This window comes from Pseudonocardia sp. T1-2H (assembly GCF_038039215.1).
Taxonomy (GTDB): Bacteria; Actinomycetota; Actinomycetes; order Mycobacteriales; family Pseudonocardiaceae; genus Pseudonocardia.
This window is the reverse complement of the sequence record NZ_JBBPCL010000001.1, coordinates 4135247-4154590: the sequence shown is the minus strand read 5'-3', so window position 1 is coordinate 4154590 and position 19344 is coordinate 4135247. Positions and strand designations below refer to the sequence as shown.

The window sequence follows — 19344 nt, the reverse complement described above, 5'->3', positions numbered from 1 at the left end:
CCTGCGCCCGTGCTGCTGCCAGAGTCCATCCCATGGCGAGGGACAGGGTTCTGGCGGCGATCGTGGGGCCGGGCAACATCGGCACCGATCTGCTGGCCAAGCTGCAGCGCAGCAGCGTGATCGAGGTCCGCTACATGGTCGGCGTGGTCGAGTCCGAGGGGCTCGCGCGGGCGCGGGAAGCTCGGCGTGGAGGCGTCCGCCGAGGGCGTGGACTGGCTGCTGCGCCAGGACCCGCTGCCGGAGATCGTCTTCGAGGCGACGTCCGCGAAGGCGCACGCCGCCAACGCGCCGCGCTACGCGGAGGCCGGCATCCAGGCCGTCGACCTCACCCCGGCGCACCTCGGGCCGATGGTGTCGCCGGCCGTCAACGGCAGCGAGTACCTCCACTCCCCGAACGTCTCGATGATCACCTGCGGCGGGCAGGCGACCATCCCGATCGTCCACGCCGTCTCGCGGATCACCCCGGTGCCGTACGCGGAGATCGTCGCGTCGATCGCGTCGCGCTCCGCCGGTGCGGGAACGCGGGCGAACATCGACGAGTTCACCCACACCACCGGTGCGGCGGTCGCCGAGGTCGGGGGAGCGGACCGCGGCAAGGCGATCATCGTGCTGAACCCGGTCGAACCGCCGATGATCATGCGCGACACCGTGTACTGCATGATCGGCGCCGAGGTGGACCGGGCCGCGATCACGGCGTCGATCCACGAGATCGTGGCCGACGTCCAGCAGTACGTCCCCGGCTACACGCTGCGTGCCGAACCGCAGTTCGACGAGCCCACCGACGAGTGGGGCGGGCACGCGCGGGTGGCGGTGTTCCTGGAGGTCAAGGGCAACGGCGACTTCCTCCCCGCCTACGCCGGAAACCTCGACATCATGACCGCCGCGGCCGCCCGGGTGGGCGAGCTGATGGCGCAGGCCAAGCTGGAGGTGCCCGCATGACCCGCCCGGAGCTCGCGCACGACATCAGGCTGATCGACACGACCCTGCGGGACGGGTCGCACGCGATGGCCCACCGGTTCACCGAGACCCAGGTCCGGGACACCGTCCGGGCGCTCGACGCCGCGGGGGTCGAGTGGATCGAGGTCTCCCACGGCGACGGGATCGGCGGCTCGTCGTTCAACTACGGCTTCTCCGGCACCGACGAGATGACGCTGATCGCCGCCGCCCGCGACGAGGTGACCACGGCCAGGATCGCGGTGCTGCTGGTCCCCGGCATCGGCACCGTCGACGACCTCAAGCGCGCCCGGGACGCCGGCGCGGACATGGTGCGCGTCGCCACCCACTGCACCGAGGCGGACGTCTCCCCGCAGCACTTCGCCGCGGCCCGTGAGCTGGGCATGGAGACGGTCGGGTTCCTGATGATGGCGCACCGCACGTCGCCGGAGGACCTGGCGAAGCAGGCGCGGATCATGGTCGATGCCGGGTGCCAGTGCCCGTACGTCACGGACTCCGCGGGCGCGCTGCTCATGCACGAGGCCAAGGCGCGGTTCGAGGCGCTGGTCGCCGAGGTCGGTGACGAGGCGTGGGTCGGATACCACGGTCACCAGAACATGAGCATGGGCGTCGCGAACTCGGTGATCGCCTGGGAGTCGGGCGTCCGCTCGATCGACGGCTCCCTCTGCGCGCTGGGCGCGGGCTCCGGGAACTCGCCGACGGAGGTGCTCGCGGCGGTGTTCGACCGGCTCGGCGTCGACACCGGGGTGGACGTGTCCGCGCTGCTCGACGCGGCCGAGGACGTCGTCCGGCCGTACCTGCAGCGCTGGCCCAAGATGGACCGCAACGCGATCGTCCAGGGCTGGGCCGGGGTGTACTCGTCGTTCCTGCTGCACGCGGAGCGGGCGGGGGAGCGCTACAAGGTCCCGGCGCACGAGATCCTGCGGCGCTGCGGCGAGCTCGGGTACGTCGGCGGCCAGGAAGACATGATCATCGACGTCGCGATCGGGCTGGCGGCGGAGCGGGGCTGAGCCTCCCTCCGACGGGAGTTCTGACGCTCGAGTGGCTCAAGCGCCAGCCTGGGCCGCTCGAGCCACTCGAGCGGCGGAGGTCCGCCGGGTGCGTGATCGCGCCGCCCACGTGCCGAGCGTCCTTCCGCCAGGAGCTGCTGGAGCGCGAGCGCGTCCTCGGGGGTCATGCCTCCGGACCCTGCCAGAGATCGGGACGCTCCCGCAGCAGCTCCCGGACGACGTGCCCGCCCCAGATCGTCTGGTTGACCAGGGAGGTGCCGTCCGCGGTGGCCAGCAGCGCGGCGTCGTCCCGGCACCTGGCGGCGACGGAGTTCGCCGCCGCCCCGGCCCCGGCGCAGAGCTCGACGCATTCGGTGGTGACGTCCCGGGCGACGTCCGTCGCGAGCACCTTCGCCGCGGCCGCGAGCGCGTCGCACCCCGGACGGGCCTCGTCGACCCCGGTCAGCGCCTCGTAACAGAGCAGCCGGGCCGCCTCGATCCGCCCGGCCATCGCCCCGACCCGGTGCCGCACCACGTCGGACGAGGTCACCGGACGGTCCCGCGCGGTCCGGTCGGCGAGCTGGTACACCGTGCGGGTGAGAGCCCGCTGCGCGAGCGCGACGGCCTGGACCCCGACGAGCGAGCGCGCGACCGCGAACCCGGTCTTGGTGGCTGCCACCCCGTCCCCGGCGAGGACCGCGTCGTCGGGGACCGGGCAGCCGTCGAACTCCAGGGAGCCGAACGGGAGGTAGCGCAGGCCGCTGGTGGGCATCGGGGTGCGCCGGACCCCCGGCCCGTCGAGGTCGACGACGACGCGCACGGGGGCGCCGTCCGGGCCGCGGGCGAGCACGACCGCCACGTGGGCGACCGTCGCGTGGACCAGCCAGGTCTTGACGCCGTACAGGCGCAGCCCGTCGGCCGTGCGGCGCACCTCCGTGTGGACGTCCGCGACCTGCGAGCCCCCGTGCGGTTCGGTGATCGCGACGAGCCCGATCGCCCGGCCGTCGAGCAGCGGTGTGAGCCAGCGCGCGCACACCCCGTCCGAGCCCGACGCGTGCAGGTACCGCTGCACGCTGTGGTTGGACAGGAACGGGAGCCCGCCGCCGACGCCTTCGACGAGCGAGCCGAAGGCGGAATGGCTCAGGCCGGCGCCGCCCAGCTCGGGCGGCAGGGTCGAGCCCAGGAAGCCGGTGTCCTGCAGTCCGGCGAACACCTGCAGGAGCGAGGTGCGGTCCAGCGGCCGGTCCGGCGGCTCCGGGAGCAGGGCGGCGGCGCGCTCCTCACCGAGTTGCGCCAGCGCGGCGTCCCGAGCACTCACGACGTGATCCTCGCAGATCAGTGCCCGTGGTCGTATCCCCGTGGTCGGGTCCCGCCGGCCGCGCGGCGAGCACCGCCGCGCGGGCGTCGAGCTCACCCACGGCGACCGTGCCGTCGCCGGCGAGCACGTCCTCGAGGCTCGTCCGGCTCGCGCCCCCACGCTCACCCCAGCCCGGACACCCGCAGCGTGATGTTCAGCCGCCCTCGGCCCAGCCCGATGTCCGCGAGGTCGGCGGCCGTGTGCGGCAGCAGCCCGGGCACCCCGTGGTAGGCCCGCCGGGACTCCCCGCCGAACACGATCAGGTCCCCGGAGCGCAGCTCGACGTCCGTCCACGGCCGCCCGCGGGACTCGGTGTTGCCGAACCGGAAGACGCACGGTGCGCCGAGGGACAGCGAGACGACCGGGTCCGGCGCCTTCTCCTCGGCGTCGCGGTGCAGGCCCATCCGGGCGTCGTCGCCGTAGTGGTTGACGAGCGCGACGTCCGGCTCGTAGGTGAGCAGCGGGTCCCCGTAGGCGTCCCGGACGGCCGCGCGGCCGAGGTCACCGAGCCACGCCGGGAACGGGATCGCCGGGGACCCGTCCTGGTCGTCACGGGTGCGGGAGTAGCGGTAGGGGATCCAGTGCCAGCCCAGGCACACCATCCGGACGGTCATCCGGCCGCCGTTCGGCAGCGTCGCGGCGCGCATCCCGGGCCCCTCGGACGCCCAGCCGCGGCACGCCTCGACGAGCTCGCGCTGCCGGGCGACGTCGAGCCAGTCCGGGACGTGCACCGCGCCGGGGGAGAGCACGCGGCGGTCCCGCGGGAGGAGTTCCAGCGTCACCGGGCAAACCCTGCCACCTGCTACTCCGGCGCGTTCCCGCCGTCCCCGCCCACCACATGGGGCTCCGGCACGCCCTCGTACAGCAGGTGCGCCTCGCCGACCCGGACGCGGGCGACGCCGGCGGAGCGACGGACCGCACGTTGACTCCACGCTCCCGCTCAGGGCAGAGTCGAGCTCGAGTATTCGATCGTTCGTTCAGTACCGGATGGACCGGTACCGCGGACGTGAGGAGGAGCGCGCGCGATGAGGACACGCTTCACGGACCTGTTCGGTGTCGAGCATCCCGTCGTACAGGGCGGGATGCAATGGGTCGGGCGGGCACCGCTCGTCGCCGCCGTCGCGAACGCGGGTGGCCTGGGTTTCATCACGGCGCTGACCCAGCCGACGCCGGACGAGCTGCGGGCGGAGATCCGCCGCTGCCGCGAGCTCACGGACAAGCCCTTCGGCGTCAACCTGACGATCCTGCCGGCGATCACGCCGCCGCCGTACGCGGAGTACCGGCAGGCGATCATCGACGAGGGCGTCCCCTTCGTGGAGACGGCCGGCTCGAACCCGACCGAGCACCTGAGGCACTTCCACGCGCACGGGATCAAGGTGATCCACAAGTGCACCAGCGTGCGGCACGGAGTGAAAGCGCAGTCCCTGGGCGTCGACGCGCTGAGCATCGACGGCTTCGAGTGCGCCGGTCACCCCGGTGAGGACGACGTCCCCGGGCTGATCCTGCTGCCCGCCGCCGCGGACGCCCTCGACATCCCGTTCATCGCCTCGGGCGGGTTCGCCGACGGCCGGGGCCTGGTCGCGGCGCTCGCGCTCGGCGCCGAGGGCATCAACATGGGCACCCGGTTCATGGCAACCGTCGAGTCCGGGATCCACCGCAACGTCAAGGAGCGGCTGGTGGAGGCGGGGGAGCGGGACACCCAGCTGATCTTCCGCCAACTGCGCAACACCGCGCGGGTCGCGGACAACGCGGTCTCCCGCGAGGTCGTCGCGAAGCTGAACGAGGGCGCGAAGTTCGAGGACATCAAGCACCTCGTGGCGGGGGTGCGCGGGGTGAAGGTCTACGAGACGGGCGACGTGGACCACGGCATCTGGAGCGCGGGCATGGTCCAGGGCCTGATCCGGGACATCCCCACGTGCGAGGAGCTGATCACCCGCATCGTCCGCGACGCGGAGGAGATCATCACCGACCGCCTCGCCGCGGCGGTCGGCACGCCGGCCGCGGTCGCGGGCAGCTAGGGACGGCGCACGCCCCCGCCGCGCACCCGAGAGCCCCCGGACGGGCACCGTCCGGGGGCTTCGTCGTACCGCGCAGGAGACTCCGCTCGGGAGACCCCGATCAGGAGACCTCGGTACCCGCGTCCTCGCCGGTGCCCAGGGCGTGGTCCATCCGGGTCCGCTTGGTGGTGAGGTAGCTCAGGTTGTCCGGGTTCGGGGTGACGATGATCGGCTCCCGGCCGGCGATGCTGACGCCGTACCCGGCCAGGCCGCGGTACTTCGCCGGGTTGTTGGTCATCAACCGGATGTCGGTGACGCCGAGGTCCCGCAGGATGGCGGCGCCGAAGCCGTACTCGCGGCTGTCCACGGGCAGGCCCTGGGCGAGGTTGGCCTCGACGGTGTCCATCCCGGCGTCCTGCAGCGTGTAGGCGCGGAGCTTGTGGGACAGGCCGATCCCGCGGCCCTCGTGCCCGCGCAGGTAGACGACAGCGCCGCGGCCCTCCTTGCCGATCCGGGCCATCGCGGCGTCGAGCTGCTCGCCGCAGTCGCAGCGCCGGGAGCCGAAGACGTCCCCGGTCAGGCACTCGGAGTGCACCCGGACCAGCACCGGCTCGGCCGACGGGGTGCCCGGCTCGGCGCCGCGCTGGTCCACGTTCCCCCTCACGAGCGCGACGTGCTCGATGCCGTCGGTGACCGACCGGTAGGAGACCATCGTGAACTCGCCGTGGTCCGACGGGACGCGCCCGGCCGCCTCGCGGCGCACCAGGGTCTCCGTGGAGCGGCGGTACCGGACGATGTCCGCGACGGCGAGCGTGACCAGCCCGTGTTCGGTGGCGAATCGGCGGAGTTGGGGGCGCCGTGCCATGGTGCCGTCGTCGTTGGTGATCTCGGCGAGGACGCCGGCGGGTTCGAGGCCGGCGAGGCGGCAGAGGTCGACCGAGCTTCTCGGTGTGGCCGGCGCGTTGCAGGACCCCGCCGGGGCGGGCGATGAGCGGGAAGACGTGGCCGGGGCGGCAGAGGTCGGTGGGGCGGGTGGCGGCGTCGGCGAGGGCGCGTACGGTCAGCGCCCGGTCGGCGCCGGAGACGCCGGTGGTGGTGCCGGCCTTGAGGTCGACGGAGACGGTGAAGGCGGTGCCGCGGGGGTCGTCGCCGTGGTCGACCATCAGGGGGAGGCGGAGTTCTTCGGCGCGTTCGGCGGTGAGGCCGACGCAGAGGATGCCGCTGCTGTGGCGGATCATGAAGGCCATCGCCTCGGGGGTGGCCATCTCGGCGGCCATGATGAGGTCGCCCTCGTTCTCGCGGTCCTCGTCGTCGACGACCAGGACCATCCGCCCGCGTCGCAGCTCCGCCAGGGCCTGCTCCACCCGGTGGGTCGGGAGGTCCGTCGCGGCCGCACTGCCGTCAGCTCGTGCCATGAGCGGACGGTACGTCTGATGCGGGTGCATGAGGTGTCCGAGAACAAGACACTCCTGAGATTCCTGTCACGGGCGCCGGCTCGGCACGTGTTCGCGGCTGTCCGATAAGCGCCGCAAACCCGATATAGCCGATATAGTCCTGCTGGTCAGGGGCAGTGCCGCGCTGCGACCGGCCTGCCCCCGGACTACGGTCGCCTGCCGTGGACGACGACGGGCAGCCGGCCGGATTGGCTGACATCACGATCACGGACGAGTCGACGGTCCGGCGGGCGGTGGCTGCGGCGGCGATCGGCAACGTGACCGAGTGGTACGACTTCGGCGTCTACTCCTACCTCGTCGGGACGATCACCAAGGTCTTCTTCTCGAACCTCCCGCCCGCGACGGCCACGGTCTACGCCTTCGCCGTGTTCGCGGTGTCCTTCCTGGTCCGCCCGCTCGGCGGGTTGTTCTTCGGCCCGCTCGGCGACCGGGTCGGGCGGACGAAGGTCCTGGCCATCACGGTAATCATGATGGCGGTCGGCACGTTCGTGCTCGGGATCCTGCCGAGCTACGCGGCGATCGGGGTCGCGGCACCCCTGCTGGTGCTCCTGGTCCGGCTCGTGCAGGGCTTCTCCACCGGCGGCGAGTACGGCGGCGCGATGACCTTCATCGCCGAGTACGCGCCGGACCGTCGGCGCGGCTTCCTGGGCAGCTGGCTCGAGTTCGGCACCCTCACCGGCTACGCGCTGGGTGCCGGCCTGGTCACGTTCCTCACCTGGGTGCTGACGGCGGACCAGCTCGTCTCGTGGGGCTGGCGGATCCCGTTCCTGCTGGCGCTGCCGCTGGGCGCGGTCGGGCTCTACCTGCGGGTGAAGCTGGAGGAGACGCCGGCGTACGTACAGCTCGTCGAGAAGTCCGAGTCCCACCAGGGCACTCCGACGAAGGAGGCCTTCCGGCTGCTCTTCACCAGGTACTGGCGGTCGATGCTGGTGGCCGGCGGCGTGATCATCGCCTGGAACGTCACCAACTACGTGCTCACGGCCTACGTCCCGACCTACGTCACCCAGACGCTGCCGCCGGAGGACCGGATCAGCGAGACGGCGTCGAACCTGCTGCAGATCCTCGTGCTGCTCATCCTGATGGCCCTGATCACGTTCCTGGGCCGGCTCAGCGACCGCATCGGCCGCCGCCCGGTGCTGATGATCGGTTCGGTGGCGCTCGTGGTGCTCGGCCTGCCCTCGGTCCTGCTGCTGCGCGCCGGCGGGGTCGGCACGACGTTCCTCGGCCTGCTGATCATGGGCCTGACGCTGGTCTGCTTCTCCTCGACCGCGCCGGCGACCCTGCCCGCGCTCTTCCCGACCGAGATCCGCTACACCGGGCTCTCGATCACCTTCAACCTCTTCGTCTCGGCGTTCGCGGGGACGGCGGCGACGATCATCGGGGCGCTGGTGCTGGTCACGGGCGACCTGAACTGGCCGGGGTACTACCTGATGGCGGCGGGGGTGGTCGGCGCGATCTGCGTGTACCTACTCTCGGAGAGCGCGGGGAAACCGTTGGCCGGCTCGCAGCCCGCCGTTGCGAGCGAGGCGGAGGCGCTGGAGCTGCTGGCCGAGCGCCGCGAACCCTGAGCGAGCGTCAGGCCACGGTCGAGCGGACGGGATCGCTGCGCCGCACCCGGCTCGGGACGTCCTCGCCGGCACCGCCGAACGCGGGCACGGCCCCGTCCCAGACCAACTGGCCGAGGTCCACGAGGTGGCGCACGTGCGCGCCGGTCTCGGCGAGCGCTCCGATCCGCATCGGACCCACCTGCGACCAGGGCCGGGACCAGGTCAGCGCCTTCGTGACCTCCCACAGTGTGGGGTTTCCCAGCCGCTCGACGACGTCGAGCAGCTCCCGGCAGCGCTCCGCGTGGTGGGCCTGCAGCGTGCGCGCCCGGGTGGCGAGACCGCGGAAGCGGTACTCGTGGGCGGGCAGCGCGGTGAGCCGGCCCGACCGCGCGTCGGACCGGTGCTCGTCGTACCGGGCGACCCGTTCGAGAGAGTCCAGGAACAGGGCGAGCGGGGCACCGCCGAAGTCCGGCGCCAGACCGATGTTGGGGGTGATCCGCGGAAGCACGTGATCCCCGGTCAGCATGACGCCTGCGTCGGGTTCCAGCAGGCAGATGTGCCCGGGGGTGTGCCCCGGCGTCCAGACGGCGCGGACGGTCCGGCCGCGCACCGGCAGCGCGTCCCCGTCGTGCAGCAGGACGTCGGGCTCGGCCATGGGCGTGCGGTCCGGGAGGCCGTCGACCTCGCAGTCGTCCGCAGGGACGCCGCAGAGCTCGGCCACGTCGGCCTCGGCCGCACCGGCCGCGCGCAGCCAGCGGGCCTGCGTCGCGCGCATGTCCGCGCGGCGGAGGAGCCCGGTGCGCTGCGGCAGCGAGTCCCGCTCGGCCGGGTGCATGCCCACCCAGGCGCCCGTGCGGTCCCGCAGCCGGGCGGACATGCCGTGGTGGTCCGCGTGCACGTGGGTGGCGACGATGCCGGTGACGTCCGCGAACGCGGCGCCGGCCGCGGCCAGCCCGGCGGTCAGCGCCGCCCAGCCGGCGTCGGTGTCCCAGCCCGGGTCCACGACGACGATGCCGTCGTCCGCGGGGATCAGGTAGCTCAGGGTGTAGCGGAGCGGGTTGTCCGGGATCGGCACCGGCACGGACCACAGCCCGGCGTCCAGCCGCTCGACCGGCGGCAGCACCCGCGCCGCCCAGGCCTCACGCTGCGCGGTGCCGACCACCGTGATGCCGAGCCGTCGCTCGGTCTCGTCCTGCTCGCTCACGTGTGCACCCGCTCTCCGGACGACCGTCCTCCCCCGGACGCTAACCATGCAGGTGCATCACCCTCAACCGGGCACGGGGGAGACGTCCGTCTCGCCGGACCTTGCCCGGCGGCGTTCCGGACGCCTACCGTCCGGAAACATGCGCACCGCCGTGACGGACCTGCTGGGCGTCGACGCCCCGCTCGTGGGCTTCAACCGCTCCCCGGGGGTGGTCGTGGAGGTCAGCCGGGCCGGTGGCCTGGGGGTCCTCGCCGCGTCCGCGTACACGCCCGCGGAGCTGGATGCGCAGCTCACCTGGATCGAGCAGCAGCTCGGCGGCCGCCCGTACGGGGTGGACCTGCTGGTCCCGGCGAAGAGCGCCGAGGGCTCCGGGGACCGCGCCACGCTCGCCGCGAGCCTGCGGGCGCAGATCCCGGACGAGCACGTGCGGTTCGTCGAGGAGCTGCTGGCCCGTTACGACATCCCCGCCGGAGGAACCACCCGGGAGCCCGACGGGGAGCTGATCGCCAATCTGGACCCGAGCGGTGTCCCGGCCCTGCTCGACGTCGTGTTCGCGCATCCGATCGCCCTGGTCGCGAATGCGCTGGGCCCGCCCCCGCCCACCCTGGTGGAGCGCGCGCGGGCCGCGAGCGTCGTCGTCGCGTCACTGTGCGGGACGGCCGGGCACGCCCGCCGCCAGCTGGACGCGGGGGTGGACCTGCTGGTCGCGCAGGGCACGGAGGCCGGCGGGCACACCGGCACGATCGCGACGATGGTCCTCACGCCCGAGGTCGTCGAGCTGGCCGGCGACGTCCCGGTGCTCGCCGCGGGCGGGATCGCGACCGGGCGACAGATGGCCGCGGCCCTCGCGCTCGGTGCGGCCGGGGTGTGGTGCGGCTCGGTGTGGCTGTCCAGCCACGAGGACGTCTCGCCCGCGTCCGTGAAGCGGAAGTTCCTGGCCGCCGGCAGCACGGACACCGTCCGCTCGCGGGTCCGGACCGGCAAGCCCGCGCGGCAGCTGCGCAGCGCGTGGCACGACGAGTGGGAGTCCGACGGCAGCCCCGCGGCCCTGCCGCTCCCGTTGCAGCCGATGCTGATCTCCGACGCCTGGGCGCGGATCGACGAGGCCGCCGAGGCCGGGCACGAGGGCGCGCTCGCGCTGGAGTCGTTCTTCGTCGGCCAGGTCGTCGGCGGGTTCGGCGCGCTGCGGCCGGCGGGGGAGATCGCGCGGACGATCATCGACGACTGCGCCGCCCGGCTCGCGGAGCTGTCCCACCTGACGTAGGCCCCGGACCGCCGCGGGGGAGACTGTCCCCGTGGCGGAACCGGGGGTCGAGGCGGCGGAGGTGCGGCCGGAGGACCTGGCCGCGCTCGAGAACGAGATGGTGGCGACGATCCGCCGTGCCCGGCTCGGCAGCCGGGAGCAGGCCCGGGCCCTGCACCCCGCCCTGGATCCGACCGCGTTCCCGCTGGTCGTCCTGCTGGGGCGGAACGGGGAGCTGCGGATGAGCGAGCTGGCCGAGGCGCTCTCACTGGACAAGTCCACGGTCACCCGGCAGGTCGACGCGGTCGTCCGGCTGGGCCTGGCCGAGCGGGCGAGCGACCCGCAGGACGCCCGCGTCCGGCTCGTCCGGCTTACCCCGGACGGCCGGGAGAAGGTCCTCGCGCTGCTCGACGGGCAGCGGGCCCGGTGGCGGGCCGCGCTCGGCACATGGGACCGCGGGGACGTTGTCGAGCTGACCCGGCTCCTGCACCAGCTGGGTAATGCCGGAGTGATCTGAGCCCTAAAGATTGCACGACGCAACCATCGGTGTATCGTTGCGTGTAGCAATCAAAAGGGAGATGTCCTGTGATCACCGAGAGCACCGCCGGCGAGGTGGTCGACACCGTGTACGCCGTCGCACGCCTGGTCCGGCTGGCGCGTCCCGCCGCGGGGTCCGCGCACGGCTCGGGGCTGCCGATCTGGCACGCGTCGATGCTGAACCTGCTCGAGCACCAGGGGGAGCGGCGCCTCGGCTGCGTCGCCACCGACCTGGACGTCGATCCGTCCGTCGTGAGCCGCCGCGTCGTCGCGCTCGAGGAGGCCGGGCACGTCCACCGCCGGCCGGACCCGGAGGACCGGCGCGCCCAGCTGCTCGGCCTCACCGACGCGGGCCGGGCCGTCCTCGCCGAGCACCGCCGCTACCGGAACCTGCAGCTCGCCGACGCCCTCGGGGACCTGGACGACGAGGAGGTCCGGCGCGTCGCCGTCGGCTTCCGGGAGCTCGTCGACCAGCTCCTGGACATGGCCGTCCCCGGCGAGGGACGGCTGCGCCGGCTCCCCGCCCCCACGGGCTGAGCCCAGCCGTCCCGCCCCGCCGAACCACCGCACACCTGTACGAGGAGACCCACGTGTCCAGCCCCAGCAGCGCGCCCACCGCTGCCACGACCCGGGCCGAAGCCCCGGTGACCCCCGAGCAACCCGTCGGGATGACCCACCGACAGGTCCTGGAGGCCCTGTCCGGGCTGTTCCTGGCCCTGTTCACCGCGATGCTGTCGGCGACGATCGTGTCCAACGCGCTGCCGACGATCATCACCGACCTGCACGGCTCGCAGAGCCAGTACACGTGGCTCGTCACGGCCACCCTGCTGTCGTCGACGGCGAGCACCCCGATCTGGGGCAAGCTCTCCGACCTGGTGAACAAGAAGCTGCTGGTGCAGCTCGCGATCCTGCTCTACGTCGGCGGTTCGGTGGCAGCCGGCTTCTCCACCACGGTGCCCATCCTGATCGGTTGGCGGGCGGTCCAGGGCCTCGGCCTCGGTGCCCTGCAGTCGCTGGTCGTCATCGTGATGGCCGCGATGATCAGCCCGCGGGAGCGCGGCCGCTACACCGGCCCGATGGCCGCGGTGATGTCCGTGGCCACCGTCGCAGGCCCGCTGATCGGCGGCGTCATCGTCGACACCAGCTGGCTCGGCTGGCGCTGGTGCTTCTTCGTCGGCGTGCCCTTCGCGGTCGCCGCGCTGATCCTCGTGCAGCGCACCCTGAACCTGCCGGTCGTCAAGCGCAAGGTCGTCATCGACTACCTGGGCGCGGTGCTGATCGCCTCCGGGGTCTGCGACCTGCTGATCTGGGTGACCCTCGCGGGCAACGACTTCGAGTGGGCCTCGGGCACGTCGTTCCTGATGCTGGGGGCCGGTGTCGTGCTGCTGGCGCTCGCCGTGTTCGTCGAGTCGCGCGCGGCGGAGCCGATCATCCCGCTGCGCCTGTTCAAGGACCGAACCACCACCCTCGCCACGGTCGCGAGCATCGCCGTCGGTGTCGCGATGTTCGGTAGCGCCGTCTTCCTCGGCCAGTACTTCCAGATCGCCCGCGGCTACTCGCCGACCGCGGCCGGCCTGCTGACCCTGCCGATGATCCTCGGCTCGACCGTCTCGGCCACCGTCTCCGGCGCACTGATCTCCAAGCTCGGACGGTGGAAGGGCTTCCTGGTCGGGGGCTCGGTGCTGCTCGTCGCCGGTTTCGGCCTGCTCGCCACGATCGACCACCAGACCGACATGATCCTGGTCGGCGTCTACCTCGCGGTTCTGGGCCTCGGCCTGGGCATGACGATGCAGAACCTGGTCCTCGCCGTGCAGAACACCGTCTCGATCCGTGACCTGGGGGCGGCGAGCTCGACCGTCGGGTTCTTCCGCTCGCTCGGCGGCACGATCGGCGTCTCGGTCCTCGGCGCGGTCCTCGCCACCCACGTCGCGAACCTCACGACCAAGGGCCTCACCGACGCCGGTGTGCCGACGGCCGGTTCCGCGGCCTCGGGCGAGGTCGGGATCGGCAGCCTGAACCAGCTGCCGCCCCTCATCGCGGGCATCGTCCGCGCCTCCTACGGCGACGGCACCGCCCGGATCTTCCTCATCGCCGCCTTCCTCTCGGTGATCACACTGGTGGCGGTCCTGTTCATCAAGGAGGTGCCGCTGCGCACCGCGAGCGGGCTCGAGCAGCAGGCCGGGGCCGCCGGCCCGGCTCCCGCGGCCGGCCCCGCCCTCGTCACGGCCGCTCCGGTCGCGGCCGCGGGCGCCGCCGGTGCCCCCGCCGCCGAGGTGTGGCACGCAGGCCGGCACACGGTCCCCGCACACCACGCCCCCGCTCCGGTCGCCCCCGCCCCGGTCGGGCAGTACGCGGCCGGGCAGTACGTGGCCGGGCCGACCGTGCACGGCCGCGTCACCAGCGCGAACGGCGCCGGGCTCGCCGGCGCCGTGATCACTCTGACCGCCTCCAGCGGCGTCCAGGCCGGCCGCGCCGTCAGCGACCGGGACGGCTCCTACGCCGTCGCGCTGCCGACCGGCGGTACGTACCTGCTGGTCGCGGCCTCGGGCGCGCTGCAGCCGCACGCGGTGATGGTCCCGGTGGCGGAGGGGGCGCTGCGGCACGACGTGCTGCTCAGCGGGACGAGCCACCTCGCGGGCACGGTCCGGCTGCCCGACCCGCGCTTCGGCCCGGTTCCGGCCGAGGCCGTCACCGTCACGCTGATCGACGCCCGCGGCGACGTCGCGGGGTCCGCCCGCTCGGACGTCGACGGCCGCTACCGGATCGACGGCGTCGCGGCCGGCTGGTACACGCTGACCGCGTCGGGCGAGGGCCACCAGCCGGTGGCGTCGGCCGTCGAGCTGCTCGACGGCCTCACCACGGAACGGGACCTCGAGCTTCCCGCGCCGCGCCCGCCTGGAGGGCACCGTGCGCGCGGGCGGCACGGGCCGCACCGTCCCGGACGCGGTCGCCACGCTCGTCGACGAGCGGGGACAGGTGGTCGGCTCGGCCGTCACCGGCCCGGACGGCACCTTCGGCTTCGACGACCTGCCGCGCGGCACCTACACGCTGACCGCCTCGGGCTTCGCCCCGGACGTGCAGATCGTGCAGGTCCCGGCCGGTGGGACGGCCTCGGTGCGGGTCGCGCTGGGGCCGGCCACGGGTCCGTCGGACCCGGGCCTCGGTGCGGTGCGGGAACCGGCGACCGGCCCCATCCGCATCCCGGTCGCCGGTAGCTGAGCCCGCGGCGTCAGTCCGCCGGCGGGATGTTCTGGTTGACGCGGAACAGGTTGTCCGGGTCGTAGCGCCGCTTGACGCTCGCGAGCCGGTCGTAGTTCCCGCGGTAGGAGGCCCGGATCCGGTCGGTGCCCTCGTCCATCATGAAGTTGATGTACGCGCCACCGGCCGAGGTCGGGTGCAGCTCCTCCCAGTACTGCTTCGCCCACGCGGTGATCGCCGGGCCGTTCGCCGGGTCGGCGTCGACGCCGACGATGACGCCGGACCAGCCGCCGTCGCGGTACGGGAAGGCCGTGGCGTCCGCCGGTACGCGGGCGGCGGCACCGTCGATCGGGTAGAGGTGCATCGTCGAGAGCCCCGAGGGGAGCTTCTCGGCGAATCGGCGGTGCACCTCGATCGCCCGGTCGGAGATCTCGGTGAAGACGTCCGCACGCCAGTACCACTGCAGGCCGGCGGGGTACAACGGGTCGAAGGCGGTCTGCAGCGCGGGGTAGGGCATCGGCGCCACGCCCACCATGAGGGGTGACCCGAACTCGCGCACCGGGGCCAGCACGGCGTCGGCCGTGTCGTGGGAACCCGTGTAGCACCAGACGATGGCGCACACGGTGCGTCCCCACAACTGCTCGGGGAACGGCGGGCCCGGCGGGACGGACACCACACCGATCCAGCCGCTGAGCTCCTCGGGCAGTGACGGCAGCAGGTCGCGGTACCAGCGCATGACCTCGCCGAGATCGGCCAGGTCGTAGAAGACCGGGCCGCCGATGATCGTGCCGTTCTCCCCGATCTCGTGGCAGGCGAAGCGGAATGACGTGACGATGCCGAAGTTGCCGCCGCCACCGCGCAGCGCCCAGAACAGGTCCGGGTGCGAGTCCGTGGACGCCGTGACCAGCGTCCCGTCGGCCAGCACCACGTCGGCCGAGAGCAGGTTGTCGATGGTGAGCCCGAAGCGACGGGTCAGGTAGCCGATGCCGCCGCCGAGCGTGAGGCCCGCGACCCCGGTGCTCCCGATGATGCCCGACGGCGTGGCCGTCCCGAACGCCGAGGTGGCGTGGTCGACGTCGGCCCAGCGGCAGCCCGGGTCCACTCGCACGGTGTGCCCCGCCGGGTCCACGGTGGTGCTGCGCAGCCCGGACAGGTCGACGACGAGGGCGTCGTCCGCGACGCCGAGCCCCCCGGCGTTGTGCCCGCCGCCGCGCACCGCGAGGGTGACGCCGTGCTCGCGGGCGAACCGCACGCAGGCGATCACGTCGGCGACGTCCGCGCACCGGACGATCGCGGAGGGCCGGCGGTCGATCATGCCGTTGTAGACGGCCCGGGCCTCGTCGTACGCCGGGTCGCCGGGTTCGATCATCGCCCCGCGCAGGCCCGGGGTGAGCTCGCCGTAGGGCGGCTGCGGCCGCTGTGCGGTCGCGGTGGGTGTGGTCGTCGTGGTCATGGTCGTCCCTCGCGTGGTGGCACCGGATGGGTGCCGCCCCGTGCCCAGGGCGGCGAGGGGAACGCTAGGGACGGGGCGTTCGCCCAGCGTTCGGCTCGATCTGTCCCGCGTTCGTCCCGTTCGGCCCGGCCGCCGTCTCCGCGAGCGCGGCGCGGCAGCGCGCTTCCAGGATCACGCTGCCCTGCTCGACCGCGAGGTCGACGGCCCGGCGCAGCAGCGACGCCCCGCCCTCCCCGAGCTCCACGCCGGCCCGCAACCGCAGAACCTCGGGCAGCCACCAGCGGTCCCCGCTGCGTTCGGCACCCACCCTGGCCGCGTCGAGGGCCGCCCGGGCGGCCTCCCTGCCGCCGTTCCCGCCCCGGCCCTCGTCGAGGTGGGTGCGGGCCAGGAGCGACAACCAGTAGGGCATCCGCGCGTGGGCACCCTGGCTGCGCAGGCGGCGGATCCCGTCCTCGATCAGGGCGATCCCGCGGTCGCCCCCGGCCGCCCGGCCACGCAGGACGATGGCCCACTCGCCGTAGTAGGCGAACTCGTAGCGCCGGCACAGCGCGTCCAGCTCGTCGACGGCGGGGAGCAGTTCCTCGGTGTCGCCCCGGATCTCGTGGGTCACCGCCTCGTAGGCCAGAGCGACGGCGAGGGAGTAGGGGTGATCGGCCGCGCGTGCGGCGGTGACTGCGCCGAGGGCGCTGCCGAGCGCTTCTTCCTCGTGTCCCAGGAGCCACTTGGCGTGGGCCGCCCAGGCCCGCGCGTGCACCTCCGGGCGGGTGCCGACGAGCAGCGAGGTCTCCCCGGTGGAGAGCCGCTCCGCGAGGTCGAAGTGCTCGACGCCGACCGCCGGCCGGCCGAGGTTCGTCGCGGACCCGGCGAACGTGAAATGGGCCTGCCCGAGGAGCGCCGGGTCCGCCCGGGGCTCGGCGAGGGCGAGCACCCGGGTCGCGATCCGGTGCGCCTCGATGTTGTGGCCCTGCACGAACCGCACGGCGAACAGCCCCACGAGGCTCTGCAGCACGACGTCGGGCCGGTCCAGCCGCTCGCCGAGCGCGACCGACCGCTCCAGGGTCTCCTGCAGGTCGGGCGAGGCGTAGCCGTGCACGGCGTTGAGCGGGGCGGACAGCGCCTGCAACACGGCGAGCTCGCGGTCGTCGCGCGCGGCCCCGGCGGGCGAGCGCGCCACCAGGGCGAGGCAGCGCCGGTGGTGCCGGATCGCGTCGGCGTTCGCGAAGACCCCCACGGCGAGCTCGGCCGCCCGGCCGAAGTAGTGCAGCGCCCGGTCCGTGCGCCCGGCGCGGTCGTGCTGCTCGGCGAGCTGTCCGGCGACGTCGTCGAGGTGTCCCTCGTGCAGCAGCTCCAGCCCCTGCGCCAGCCGCCGGTGCAGCAGCCAGCGCCGTGGCGGGCTGACGGCGGCGTAGGCGGCGTCGCGCAGCAGGTCGTGGGAGAAGTCGTAGCCGCCGTGGTGCTCGCGCAGGATCCGCCGCCGCCACAGCTCGTCCACCGCCCCGACGAGCGCGTCCGGTCCGAGCTCGGTGGCCTCGATGAGCAGGTCGAGGCCGAAGTCGCGGCCGAGCGCGGAGGCCAGGCCGGCGACCTCCTGCGCCGCGGGGGACGCCTCCTGGAGCCGGTGGGACAGCACGTCCCGCAGGTCCGGCGGGGTGTTCCGCTCCGGGGCGGGCCCGGGGGCGTGGGCCCGGCCGGGCAGGGTGCGGGCGGCCTCGATGACGAACAGCGGGTAGCCCCCGGTCGTCGCCTGCAGCAGCACCTCCTCGGCCGGACCGATCGGCCGGCCCAGGACGGCCGACGCGAGCCGGCCGGTGCTGGCCGCGTCGAGGGGGCCCAGCTCGACGTCGGTGATCCGGCCGCTGGACCGCAACGAGCGCAGGGCCGCGGCGACGCCGGGGTTCCGGTCGAGCTCGTCGCGCCGCAGGGTGGCGGCCACGAGCAGCGGGGATCCCCCGGCGAGGGTCAGCAGGAACGCGAGCCAGGCCACGGTCTCCTGGTCGCACCACTGCAGGTCGTCGAGCACGAGCAGGACGGGCCTGTCGGTGGCGAGCACGGCACGGGCGAGCCCCTCGAAGAACCGGTGCCGCTGCCAGGCGTCGACCAGCGCGCGGGAGCCGGTGGGCCTGCGCCCGCCGGGCGGGGCGCCCGCCCCCGGATTCGGTCGCCGGTTCCGGGGAACCGTCCGGGACCAGGCGGGCGACCTCCGAGCGCCAGGTCCGGTCGAGCCCCGCCACGGCCTCCCGCAGGCCGTTCGCCCGCAACCACTCCGCGACCGGGGCGAGCGCCAGCCGGCCCGGGAGGCCGAAGCAGTGCGCTGTCGCGACGACCGCGCCCTCGGCGCGCGCCACGGCCGCGAGCTCGGCGACCAGCCTCGTCTTGCCGACCCCGGCCTCCCCGGAGGCGACGACGAGCCCGGGCGCGCCGCCGCGGGCCGCCTCCCACCGCCCGAGGAGCACCCCCCATTCGGGAGCCCGGCCGACCAGGCGAGCCCCGGGTGCGCCGATCCGCGGGGTCGCGGCGGCGGGCGCGGCCGACCGGCCGAGCAGCTGCTGCACCAGCTTCGAGATCCCGGCGCCGGGAGCCACGGCGAGCTCCTGCTCCAGCACGGTGGCGCAACGGTGGTAGGTCCCGATGGCCGCGCCGATGTCCCCCGCCTCCGCCTGCAGCTCCATGAGCGCCCGGTAGCCGGTCTCCTCGAGCGGCTCGAGCGAGACGCGGCGCCGGCAGACCGCGGTCGCGGTGCGCAGGTCCCCGGCGTCCCGGAGGGCCGCCGCGGCCAGGTCGCAGAGGTCCACGCACTCCCGGTGCAGCCGGTCGCGCGCCTCGGCCACCCCGTCGGCGTAGACGCCGGGCATCAGCTCGCCGCGGTACTCGGCGATCGCGGTCTGCGCGTGCCGCAGAACCCCGGCGCGGTCGCGCGCCTCTCTGGCCCGCAGCGCGGCCGCCCGCTCGGTGTCGAAGACCCGCACGTCGACCCGGCAGGAGGGCGCGTCGCACCACAGGAGCGCCGTCGACCGCACCACCAGCGACGGGTCGTCGTCGAGGAGCGCGCGCAGGTGGTGCAGCTCGCGCCGGAGGTTCGTCCGGGCCTGGGCCTCCGTCGACTCGGGCCAGAGGACGCCGGCGAGGCGGGGCCGGGCCTGCGGGGCCCCCGCGTGCAGGACGAGGTGCGCCAGCAGCTCGAACGCCCGGGACGACGGCCGGCGCCCGGCCGCGTCCGGCGCGCGGGCCACCCGCTGCTCACCCAGCAGACGGATCTCCAGCACGGTGCGCCCTCCCCGCCCGGCAGCCGGTTCTCGTCGGGGCGCGGACGCTACTCGCGGCGCGTCCCCCTGTTGGAGGACCGCGGCCCACGTCGCGCGGATACCTCCGCCGGACGGGGGCGCCCGACCGGGCCCGGCGGACGTGATCGGT

Annotated in this window: 12 protein-coding genes and 4 pseudogenes; 9 read left to right on the top strand and 7 right to left on the bottom strand. The window is 74.1% G+C overall.

From position 1 onward, the window contains the following. Window positions 1-32 precede the first annotated feature (32 nt). A pseudogene (locus tag WBK50_RS20355) lies at window positions 33-939 on the top strand (acetaldehyde dehydrogenase (acetylating)). Further along, complete coding sequence (dmpG, locus tag WBK50_RS20350; protein WP_341337120.1) at window positions 936-1964, top strand: 4-hydroxy-2-oxovalerate aldolase; 1029 nt, start codon at window positions 936-938, stop codon at window positions 1962-1964. The pseudogene WBK50_RS20355 and the gene dmpG overlap by 4 nt, the downstream one beginning before the upstream one ends. Before the next feature lie 163 nt (window positions 1965-2127). On the opposite strand, the gene WBK50_RS20345 is transcribed toward dmpG, so the two are convergent. Further along, window positions 2128-3261: an acyl-CoA dehydrogenase family protein gene (locus tag WBK50_RS20345; protein WP_341337119.1), complete on the bottom strand. Its 1134-nt coding sequence runs from the start codon at window positions 3259-3261 to the stop codon at window positions 2128-2130. Window positions 3262-3422: 161 nt separating this feature from the next. Next, window positions 3423-4076: an alpha-ketoglutarate-dependent dioxygenase AlkB family protein gene (locus WBK50_RS20340; RefSeq protein ID WP_445942378.1), complete on the bottom strand. Its 654-nt coding sequence runs from the start codon at window positions 4074-4076 to the stop codon at window positions 3423-3425. Between the two features lie 249 nt (window positions 4077-4325). On the opposite strand from WBK50_RS20340, the gene WBK50_RS20335 reads away from it, so the two are divergent. Further along, entirely contained in the window at window positions 4326-5318 is a 993-nt protein-coding gene (locus tag WBK50_RS20335; RefSeq protein ID WP_341337117.1) for an NAD(P)H-dependent flavin oxidoreductase, read from the top strand. A gap of 100 nt (window positions 5319-5418) precedes the next feature. On the opposite strand, the pseudogene WBK50_RS35230 reads toward WBK50_RS20335, so the two are convergent. Further along, window positions 5419-6712, bottom strand: a pseudogene (locus tag WBK50_RS35230) (bifunctional 3,4-dihydroxy-2-butanone-4-phosphate synthase/GTP cyclohydrolase II). Window positions 6713-6912: 200 nt separating this feature from the next. Between WBK50_RS35230 and WBK50_RS20320 the strand changes: the two are divergent. Then, complete coding sequence (locus WBK50_RS20320; protein ID WP_341337116.1) at window positions 6913-8319, top strand: MFS transporter; 1407 nt, start codon at window positions 6913-6915, stop codon at window positions 8317-8319. Window positions 8320-8326: 7 nt separating this feature from the next. Here the strand turns inward: WBK50_RS20320 and WBK50_RS20315 are convergent, their stop codons facing one another. Continuing rightward, window positions 8327-9502 carry an MBL fold metallo-hydrolase gene (locus WBK50_RS20315; protein WP_341337115.1) on the bottom strand — a complete coding sequence of 392 codons (1176 nt, stop codon included), beginning with the start codon at window positions 9500-9502 and terminating at the stop codon, window positions 8327-8329. 139 nt (window positions 9503-9641) lie between these two features. Here WBK50_RS20315 and WBK50_RS20310 point away from each other — a divergent pair, with 139 nt between their 5' ends. From WBK50_RS20310 to WBK50_RS35225, 5 genes and pseudogenes are all read left to right on the top strand, one after another. After that, entirely contained in the window at window positions 9642-10766 is a 1125-nt protein-coding gene (locus tag WBK50_RS20310) for an NAD(P)H-dependent flavin oxidoreductase (protein ID WP_341337114.1), read from the top strand. A gap of 31 nt (window positions 10767-10797) precedes the next feature. Then, complete coding sequence (locus tag WBK50_RS20305; RefSeq protein ID WP_341337113.1) at window positions 10798-11262, top strand: MarR family winged helix-turn-helix transcriptional regulator; 465 nt, start codon at window positions 10798-10800, stop codon at window positions 11260-11262. 68 nt (window positions 11263-11330) lie between these two features. After that, the gene (locus WBK50_RS20300; RefSeq protein ID WP_341337112.1) at window positions 11331-11819 is read left to right on the top strand and encodes a MarR family winged helix-turn-helix transcriptional regulator; all 489 of its coding nucleotides are present in this window, start codon (window positions 11331-11333) and stop codon (window positions 11817-11819) included. Window positions 11820-11950: 131 nt separating this feature from the next. Beyond that, window positions 11951-14149: pseudogene (locus WBK50_RS20295) on the top strand (MFS transporter); the annotation flags it as partial. Between the two features lie 40 nt (window positions 14150-14189). After that, complete coding sequence (locus tag WBK50_RS35225) at window positions 14190-14501, top strand: carboxypeptidase-like regulatory domain-containing protein (RefSeq protein WP_445942377.1); 312 nt, start codon at window positions 14190-14192, stop codon at window positions 14499-14501. A 10-nt stretch (window positions 14502-14511) separates the two neighbouring features. Here WBK50_RS35225 and WBK50_RS20290 read toward each other — a convergent pair whose 3' ends face one another. The 3 genes and pseudogenes from WBK50_RS20290 to WBK50_RS35220 all read right to left on the bottom strand — a co-directional run. After that, window positions 14512-15933 carry an FAD-binding oxidoreductase gene (locus tag WBK50_RS20290; protein ID WP_341337110.1) on the bottom strand — a complete coding sequence of 474 codons (1422 nt, stop codon included), beginning with the start codon at window positions 15931-15933 and terminating at the stop codon, window positions 14512-14514. Between the two features lie 64 nt (window positions 15934-15997). Continuing rightward, the gene (locus tag WBK50_RS20285; protein WP_341337109.1) at window positions 15998-17983 is read right to left on the bottom strand and encodes an ATP-binding protein; all 1986 of its coding nucleotides are present in this window, start codon (window positions 17981-17983) and stop codon (window positions 15998-16000) included. Between the two features lie 136 nt (window positions 17984-18119). Beyond that, window positions 18120-18899: pseudogene (locus tag WBK50_RS35220) on the bottom strand (BTAD domain-containing putative transcriptional regulator); the annotation flags it as partial. Window positions 18900-19344: the final 445 nt, after the last annotated feature.

What these genes read in the sequence shown, in the direction of transcription:
- WBK50_RS20310 (WP_341337114.1), top strand. Translation starts at nt 9,642, where the DNA reads ATGCGCACCGCCGTGACGGACCTGCTGGGCGTCGACGCCCCGCTCGTG.
- WBK50_RS20335 (WP_341337117.1), top strand. Translation starts at nt 4,326, where the DNA reads ATGAGGACACGCTTCACGGACCTGTTCGGTGTCGAGCATCCCGTCGTA.
- WBK50_RS20290 (WP_341337110.1), bottom strand. Translation starts at nt 15,933, where the DNA reads ATGACCACGACGACCACACCCACCGCGACCGCACAGCGGCCGCAGCCG.
- dmpG (WP_341337120.1), top strand. Translation starts at nt 936, where the DNA reads ATGACCCGCCCGGAGCTCGCGCACGACATCAGGCTGATCGACACGACC.